This is a genomic window from Pseudomonas sp. KBW05 (assembly GCF_003852405.1).
In the GTDB taxonomy this organism is placed as follows: domain Bacteria; phylum Pseudomonadota; class Gammaproteobacteria; order Pseudomonadales; family Pseudomonadaceae; genus Aquipseudomonas.
Map to the genome: position 1 here is coordinate 377,354 of NZ_QAJM01000016.1, position 8,675 is coordinate 386,028.

The 8,675-nt window shown below is 63.6% G+C and carries 3 protein-coding genes; 2 read left to right on the top strand and 1 reads right to left on the bottom strand.

The genetic code is table 11. The annotated features are described in order from the left end of the window. Positions 1-161: 161 nt before the first annotated feature. Together DBR46_RS16320 and pbpC are read left to right on the top strand one after the other, a co-directional pair. Positions 162-5,960: an alpha-2-macroglobulin gene (locus DBR46_RS16320; protein ID WP_124527015.1), complete on the top strand. Its 5,799-nt coding sequence runs from the start codon at positions 162-164 to the stop codon at positions 5,958-5,960. Next, the gene (gene pbpC / locus DBR46_RS16325; RefSeq protein WP_124527016.1) at positions 5,941-8,238 is read left to right on the top strand and encodes a penicillin-binding protein 1C; all 2,298 of its coding nucleotides are present in this window, start codon (positions 5,941-5,943) and stop codon (positions 8,236-8,238) included. Before DBR46_RS16320 ends, pbpC begins: the two co-directional genes overlap by 20 nt. Positions 8,239-8,246: 8 nt before the next feature. Here the strand turns inward: pbpC and DBR46_RS30230 are convergent, their stop codons facing one another. Continuing rightward, on the bottom strand, positions 8,247-8,612 hold the full coding sequence (locus DBR46_RS30230) for a hypothetical protein (RefSeq protein WP_158619157.1): 366 nt from the start codon (positions 8,610-8,612) through the stop codon (positions 8,247-8,249). Positions 8,613-8,675 lie beyond the last annotated feature (63 nt).

Genomic DNA, 8,675 nt, shown 5'->3' on the forward strand with positions numbered 1-8,675 from the left:
GCGGGCTTGCTCGCGAAAGCGGTGATTCAGCCACTTGATAGGTCGGCTGACACACCGCCTTCGCGAGCAAGCCCGCTCCCACAAATGACTTGGCACCTCCACGTCATCTTTTGTATCAAAGACGCTGTAAGATACGCCGCACTTAGCCAGGGATGCTCACCATGTTCGACTCGTTCAAAACGATCTGCCGCCGTTTATTCGGTGCATTAGCGTCGGTGGTGGGTGCCCTGTTCGGCCAATGGCGTCCGCCGTTCTGGCTGCGCGCCATCGGCGATGGCGTGCTGGCGCTCGGCCATAAGGCTCGCGCTTATCCGCGCCAGGCCGGGGCCGGCGTGTTGGGCCTGGTGCTGCTGGCTGCCGCCGGGTTCTACGGCTGGCAGTGGTACTCCCATCTGCCCAAGCCGCACACCGTGAGTTATTCGCTGCACAAGCCCAATCTCACCGACTACACCCAGCCCACGCCGGTTGTGGATAACTTGCAGGTGCGGTTCGCCGAGTCCGTGGCTCCGCTGGCGGCGATTGGCAAGCCGGTGAGCGCAGGCATCACCCTCAAACCGAGCGTCGCGGGCACGTGGCGCTGGTCCGATGACCGCACATTGTTGTTCGTGCCGGAGAAAGACTGGCCCATCGACGCCGGTTACACCCTGGACCTGGCGAAGAAAAACCTGTTGGCCGACGGCGTATTGCTCGACCAATACAGTGCACAGTTCTCCACCCAACCGTTCCGCGCCACCCTGGCGCAAAACGAGCTGTATCAGGACCCGTCCAATCCGACGCTGAAACAGCTGGTAGCCACCTTCCATTTTTCCCACCCGGTGGATGAAGACAGCCTGCGCAAACGCGTGACGGTTACCCTCGGCAAAGGCCTGGCCTACCGCGACGCCCAGTTGCCCAACCGCCCGGAAATCACCTTCGACGAGAAAAAACTCAACGCCTACGTGCGCTCCGCCGCCCTCGCCACCCCGCTGGAAAGCACCCCGGTCAGCGCCAAGCTCGACGAAGGCCTCAAGGCCCGCGACGGTGGCAACGCCAGCACTGCGCCGCTGGTGGCCGAAGTCACCGTGCCCGGGCGTTATCGCCTGACCTTTACCGGCGCAGAAGTGAGCTTTGTCGACAACGAACGCGGCGAGCCGGAGCCGGTGCTGATGTTCAGCAGCTCCAGCGCGGTAGCCGATGACACCATCGCCGCTAAGGTGCAGGCCTGGCTGCTGCCGGAAAAAGCCGAAGACGACACGCGCCCCTACAACAGCAACGACATCGACGACGCCCTGCTCGCCCGCAGCAGCAAGGTCAACCTGACCCACGTGCCCAGCGTCGAACCGCTGAACACCCTGCACGCCTTCAAGTTCAAGGCGCCAGCCGGTCGGGCTCTCTACGTGCGCGTGCCCGCCAACCTGGAAGCCATCGGCGGCTATCTGGCGAAGAATCCTACGGCGTCGCTGATCAGCATGCCGGCGTATCCGCGCACGTTGCAGTTCCTGTCTGACGGCGCATTGCTCAGCCTCAATGGCGAAAAACGCCTGGGCTTCATGGCCCGTGGCGTGCCCGGCGCCCATGTGGAAATCGCCCGCCTGCTGCCCAACCAGTTGCAACACCTGGTGGACCAGAGCAGCGGCAGCTTTGCCCGGCCGAATTTCGGCAACGAGTACTTCGATCGCATGGTGGAGCGTCAGTCACTGGACATCCCGCTGTCCTCCAATGACCCGGCGAAAACCGTCTACGACAACGTCGACCTCGGCCACTACCTCACCGCCAACGGCGGCCGGCGCGGCATCTTTGTGCTCAAGCTCAGCCCGCAGGATGAGCCGGTCGAGCGCACCTTCGAATACGACCGCAGCAGCACCAGCGACCTGCGGTTTATCGTGGTGACGGACCTGGGCATCATCGCCAAGCGCTCCAGCGATGGCAGCCATGACGTGTATGTGCAATCCATCGGCAACGGTTCGCCGGTGTCGGATGCGCAAGTCGATATCATCGGCCGCAACGGCTTGCCGGTCAGCAGCGGGCGCACCGACGCCGAAGGCCACGCGCATTTTGCCAAGCTGGATGAACTGCGCCGTGAGAAAACGCCTCTGATGTATGTCGTCACCCGCGGCAACGATCAATCCTTCCTGCCGATTGCCCGTCAGTCCCAGCAGCTGGATTTGTCGCGCTTCGACGTAGGCGGTCTGGAAGAGGACGGCGCGATTGATCGCCTTAGCGCCTACCTGTTTACCGACCGTGGTCTGTACCGCCCGGGCGAAACCGCGCACTTGGGCATGATCGTACGCAGCGGTAACTGGCAAGGCGCCTTGCAAGGCCTGCCGGTGGAGCTGCAAATCACCGACCCACGCGGCCTGGAAGTGATCCGCCAGCCGCTGAAGCTGTCCGCCAGCGGTTTTGAGACCTTTGATTTCCCCAGCAGCGAAGTCGCCCCCGCCGGGGAATACACCGCGACCTTGCAGTTGATTGGCCAGAAGCAGACCCGCACCGACCTGGGCAGCGTGAGCTTCAAGGTCCGCGACTTCGAACCGGACCGCATGAAGGTCAGCCTGAGCCTGCACGACACCCCCGTGCAGGGCTGGATTCCACCGGATCAGGTGGTGGCCAAAGTCACCGCGATGCACCTGTTCGGCGCCCCGGCCGCTGGCCGTCGAGTCACTGCAAAGATGTCTCTGAGCCCAACACTCGCGGCCTTCGAGCGCTACCCCGACTACCGCTTCCGCCTCAACGACGGCCTGGAAGACGCCACTACCGAAGACCTGGCCGAAACCACCGTGGACGACAACGGCCAGGCGGTGCTCGACCTCAACCTGCAACGTTTCGCCAACAGCACCTATCGCTTGCAAGTCATGACCCAGGTGTTCGAAGCCGAGGGCGGTCGCAATGTGGCGGCGCAAAGTGCGTTGCTGGTGTCGTCCGCACCTTACCTTGTGGGTGTGAAAAGTCAGGATTCGCTGTCGTACGTCGCCAAGGATGCGCCGCGCCAGGTGCAATGGCTGGCCGTCGCGCCAGACCTTTCGCCGGTAGCCGTGGACGGCCTGACCAGCGAAGTGGTCGAGCACCGCTACGTGTCGGTACTGGTGAAACAGTCCAACGGCACCTACAAGTACGAGTCGCGCATCAAGAACATCAGCCAGCCGGCCTCACCGCTGCTGATGACGAAAGAAGGCGCCAAGCAGGCCCTGAACACTTCCACGCCGGGGGATTTCACCCTGCAACTGAAAGACGCCAACGGCAACCTGCTCAACCAGATCGACTACAGCGTGGCCGGGCGTGGCAACACCTCGCGCTCCCTGGAACGCAACGCCGAGCTGCAACTGCGCCTGGATAAACGCAGCTACGCCAGCGGTGACGAGATCGCCATCAGCATCCGTGCGCCGTACACCGGCGCCGGCTTGATCACCATTGAGCGCGACAAGGTCTACACCCAGCAATGGTTCAAGGCCGACAGCACCAACAGCGTGCAACATATCCGTGTGCCTGCGGGGCTTGAAGGCAATGCCTACGTCAACGTGCAATTTGTGCGGGATATGGGCTCGGCCGAGGTGTATATGAGCCCGCTGTCCTACGGCGTGGTGCCATTCAGCATCAACCTGGATGCGCGGCGCATGGCGCTGAAGGTCGAAGGCCCGGCGAAGATCGAGCCGGGGCAACGGCTCGATATCAAGGTCAACGCCGACCGGCCAGGCCGCGCGGTGGTGTACGCGGTGGACGAAGGCATCCTGCAAGTGGCGCGCTACCAGACGCCAGACCCGCTGGGCTTCTTCTTCCAGAAACGCGCGCTGGAGGTCGGCACCAGTCAGATCCTTGACCTGATCCTGCCGGAATTCAGCCGCTTGCTCAGTGGGGCAGCGCCCGGTGGCGATACGGAAGGCGCCCTGGCCAACCACCTGAACCCGTTCAAGCGTAAACATCAGCCGCCTGTGGCGTGGTGGTCCGGCTTGGTGGATTTGCCGGCCGGTGAAACCGTGCTGCATTACCAGGTACCGGACAGCTTCAACGGCAAGCTGCACCTGTTTGCGGTGGCAGTGGACAGCGACAGTGTGGGCGTCAGCGAAGCCACCACCGACGTGCGTGGCCCAATTGTGATCACACCAAACGTGCCGGCCTTTGTCGCGCCGGGGGATGTGTTCAACGTCAGTGCCGGGGTGTTCAGCAACCTGGATGCGGCGGCGGACGTGAAGTTTGAAGTGCAGACCAGCGACGGCCTCAAGGTGCAGGGCGACAAGGGCAGCACCCTGTCCCTGCAACCGCGCAAGGAAGGCACCGCCGAGTTCAAGATCAAGGTTGGCGACACCCTCGGTTCGGCGGACCTGCGCTTTGTCGCGGTGTTGCCGGATGGCAAGCGCATCCAGGTCGCCGAGACCACGTCGATCCGCCCACTGAGCGAGCACCGTGTGGCCCTGAGCCTGGGCCGCTTCGACAGCGCCAGCAAAGAATTGAAACCAACCCGCGAGCTGTTCAGCCAATTGCGCGACGTGCAACTGGGCGTCGCGGCCTCGCCGCTGGTGTGGGCCAACGGCCTCAAGCACTACCTGGATGACTACGGCTACGCCTGCACGGAGCAATTGGTGTCCAAGGCCATGCCCGCATTGATCTGGGGTGGCAACGCGCCGCAAGCCGAGCAAGCCTTCAACGGTGCCGTGCGCATGTTGCGTCAACGCCAGAACCAGGCCGGTGGCTTTGGTTTGTGGGCGGCCAACCCGGACGTGGCGCCTTACGCCAGCCTGTACGCCACCGACTTCCTGATCGAAGCCAAGGAGCGCGGGCTGCCGGTGCCGGAAGACCTGCTGGTGCGCTCGAACGCGTATCTGACAGACCTGGCCAACGGTCCTAGCGAAGGCCTGTCGGAATTGCGCAATCGCGCCTACGCCAGTTACCTGCTGAGCCGTCAGGGGATTCTGGTGAGCGGGGCCTTGAGCGATATCCGCGAGCGCTACGAGAGCTACTTCAAGGACAGTTGGCAGAACGACCTGGGCGCCGCCTATTTAGCCGCAAGCTACAAGTTGCTCAAACAAGATCGCCAGGCCGACGCGGTGTTCCGCAAGGTTCCATGGCGTTCCCTTGTGGATAAGTGGAGCAGCGACGGCCTGTATTACGACCCGCTGGTGCACGATGCCGAGCACCTGCACCTGCTGGCGCGCCACTTCCCCGAGTTGCTCGATGATGTGCCCGTGGCGCTGCTGGATAAGCTCGGCAAGCGTCTCAACGAGCAGCGCTACAACTCGCTGTCGGCGGCGCTGTTGCTGCGGGCCCTGGACAACTATGGCCAGCGTGCGCAAAGCGACATGACCCTCAAGGCCACCGCCTGGTTGGGTGACAAACAACAGCAATTGCTGGAGATGGCCGGCCAACCGCCGCGTGCCTCTGTGCCGGGCGCTACGCAAAAACTGGTCATGGAAAAATCCGACGGCCCAACCGCCTTTTACATGCTCAGCGAGGCCGGTTTCGACAAGGGCGCCAAGCTCAAGCCGATCAGCAATGGCCTGGAAATCATCCACGAGTACCTCGACCTCAAGGGCGAGCCTGTGAGCAAAGTCGCGGTGGGCGATGAGTTCCTGGTGCGCTTGCGCCTGCGCGCGACCGACCGTGACCAGGTGCAGCAAGTGGCCGTGGTGGATTTGCTGCCGGGTGGCGTCGAGCCTGTGTATAACTTGCCGCCGGAGCCGGAAGCCGCCAGTTCCGAGGACAGTGAAGAGTCTGAATACGTCGAAGAAGACAGCCAGGAAGAACCGACCTGGCAAGCGCCCATCGGCGAAACCGAGTTGAGCAACTGGCAACCGGACTATGTGGACGTACGAGATGATCGAGTGGTGTTGTACGGCACCGCACTACGCGATGTGGGCACGTTCGTGTACCGCGTGCGCGCCACCAACGCCGGCACGTTCAAAACGCCACCGGCCTACGCCGAAGGCATGTACGAAACCACCCTGCAAGGGCGCGGCAAAGTAGGCGAGCTTGAAATTACCAAGCCTTAAACGCCTGACGCCGCTGCTGGCAGCGGCGGTGCTTCTGGCGGGGGTACGGCTGTGGCCCCATGCCCCGCTGGAGCAGGCCGTGACCTCGTCACGGCTGGTGCTGGCCGACGACGGCTCACTGCTGCGCATGACGTTGGCGGATGACGGGCAATACCGCTTATGGCTACCGCAGGAGCGGATCTCACCGTCGTTGGTTGAGGCGTTGCTGCTCAAGGAAGACCGCAATTTCTACTGGCACCCGGGGATCAATCCGCCGGCATTGCTACGCGCGGCCATGGCCACCTACAGCGGTGGCCAGCGCCAGGGCGGCTCGACCTTGAGCATGCAATTGGCGCGGCGCCTGTGGGATCTGAACACCCGCCAAGTGCCGGGCAAGTTGCAACAGATGGCCTTGGCGTTGTGGCTGGAAGCGCGCTACAGCAAGCACGATATCCTTGAGGCCTACCTGAACCTGGCGCCCATGGGCGGTAATATCGAAGGGGCCGAAGCCGCCAGCCGTATCTACTTTGGCAAGGCAGCGGCGCAGTTGTCGTTGTCCGAAGCGCTGGCATTGGCGGTAATTCCACAACAGCCCGGGCGGCGTGCGCGCTTCGGGCCGTCGCTGCAAAACGCGCGGCTGCGCTTGATGGCCGACTGGCGCGAGACTTATCCACAAGACCCGCGTAACGACAGCTTGCTGGAGTTGCCGCTCGAAGCGCGCAGCCGCCAGCAGATCCCGTTCCTGGCGCCGCATTTGAGCGAACAGTTGCTGGCGTCCCAGCCTGGCAACGAGCTCAACAGCACCCTCAACCTGCCCTTGCAGCAATTGCTCGAACGGCTGATCACAGGCTTTATCGCCGAACGGCGCAGCACCGGGGTGGAGAACGCCACGGCGATCCTGATCGACAGCCGCGACCAGAGCGTCAAGGCGCTGGTGGGTTCGGCGGATTACTTATCCACAGGCATTCACGGCCAGGTCAATGGCGTGCTGTCGCGGCGCTCGCCGGGTTCGACGCTCAAGCCGTTTCTGTATGGGCTGGCGTTGGACCAGGGGGTGATCCACCCCATGAGTATCCTCAAGGATTTGCCCAGTAACTTCGGCTACTTCCAGCCGGAAAACTTCGACGGCAGTTTTGTCGGCCCGCTGACGGCTCGGGATGCGTTGATCCGTAGTCGCAATATCCCGGCGGTGTGGCTGGCCAGCCAGGTGAAGTCGCCGTCCTTGTATGGGTTGCTGCAACGCGCCGGCATCAAGGGCCTGCGCGACGAAAGCCATTACGGCCTGGCCCTGGCCCTCGGCGGCGGCGAGATGACCCCGGAAGAACTGGCGCGACTGTATGTAATGCTGGCCGGTGATGGGCATCTGCGGCCACTGCGTTATTTGCAGGAGCAGCCGCAGTCCACTGGCGCGCAGTTGCTCACGCCCCAGGCGGCCTTTATGGTGCGCGACATGCTGCGCCGCAACCCGCGCCCGGACGGCTTGCCCGGTCGCCATTGGCGCACTGCATGGAAAACCGGCACGTCGTGGGGGTTCCACGATGCCTGGAGCGCCGGGCTGGTGGGCCCTTACGTGCTGGTGGTGTGGGTGGGCAACTTCGATGGTCGGCCGAACCCGGCGTTTATCGGCGCCAAGACCGCCGCGCCACTGTTCTTTCGCATCGCCGACGCCCTGCCCCTGGCCTTGCCCAACGTGGTCATCAAGCCGGACAAGGCGCCGCCCGGGCTGGTGCGCATCGAGGTCTGCGCGGCGTCCGGCGAATTGCCCAACCGCTGGTGCCCACAAACCCGCAAGACCTGGTACATCCCCGGCGTCTCACCGATTCGCGTATCCAACCTGCACCGCCCGGTGCTGATCGACACGCGCACCGGCAAAGCCGCCTGCCCGCCCTTCGAGGCGCAGTACACTCGTGAAGAAGTCTTCGAGTTCTGGCCCAGCGACGTGCAACGCCTGTACCGCGCCGCCGGCCTGCCCCGGCGCACACCGCCCAGCGTGATGAAAAACTGCCAGCCCAACCGTATCGGCGACCAAAGCGAAGCGCCGCAAATCCGCTCGCCGTTGACCCAGGTGAGTTATCAGTTGCGCCTGTCCCAACCCCAGGAAAGCATCCCGCTGAATGCCAACGCGGCCAGCGATGCGACGACGCTGTACTGGTTTGCCGATCAAACGCTGATCGGCCAGGGCCCGCCGCAAGCCACGCTGAACTGGCGGCCGGGCAAGTCGGGGGAGTATCGGTTGCGGGTTACGGATGATCAGGGACGCAGTGCGGGGCGCGGGTTGCGGGTGGAGTTTGTGCCGTGATCGGAGGACTACGCGACCACTTCCACGTAGCTGGACTCACCGCCTCCGGTTGCACCCGATAACCAACCCCACACAAACGCCAGCGTGGTACGCCCAGCGTGATCAACGCCGACTGTGCCCCGCGACCAACCCGCCAGCAACTCCCCTTCCGTGGTCAGGCATTGAAAGAGCAGCTCGATGGTATCCGGGCCGGTGACACGACCGACCTGCTGGCCGCTGCGAATCCGACCGCCTTGGTAGGTGCTCGAGATGGCGTCGCCTTCGACTTGATAATGGAACACCGTGCCGGCGCCTGAGAGCCCTTGGGTGTTGTTGGCGACCGCAAACCGGCGATTGTGCAAACGCTCGCCGATTGGGGAAAAAGAGGTTGGCATCGAGGTCGAATCCTTTCGTCGTGATGGTCCTGGAGACCCGGCGGGCCTCCAGGGAAGGCGGAG

Coding starts and splice junctions, on each gene's coding strand:
- DBR46_RS30230 (WP_158619157.1), bottom strand. CDS start 8,612: ATGCCAACCTCTTTTTCCCCAATCGGCGAGCGTTTGCACAATCGCCGG.
- DBR46_RS16320 (WP_124527015.1), top strand. CDS start 162: ATGTTCGACTCGTTCAAAACGATCTGCCGCCGTTTATTCGGTGCATTA.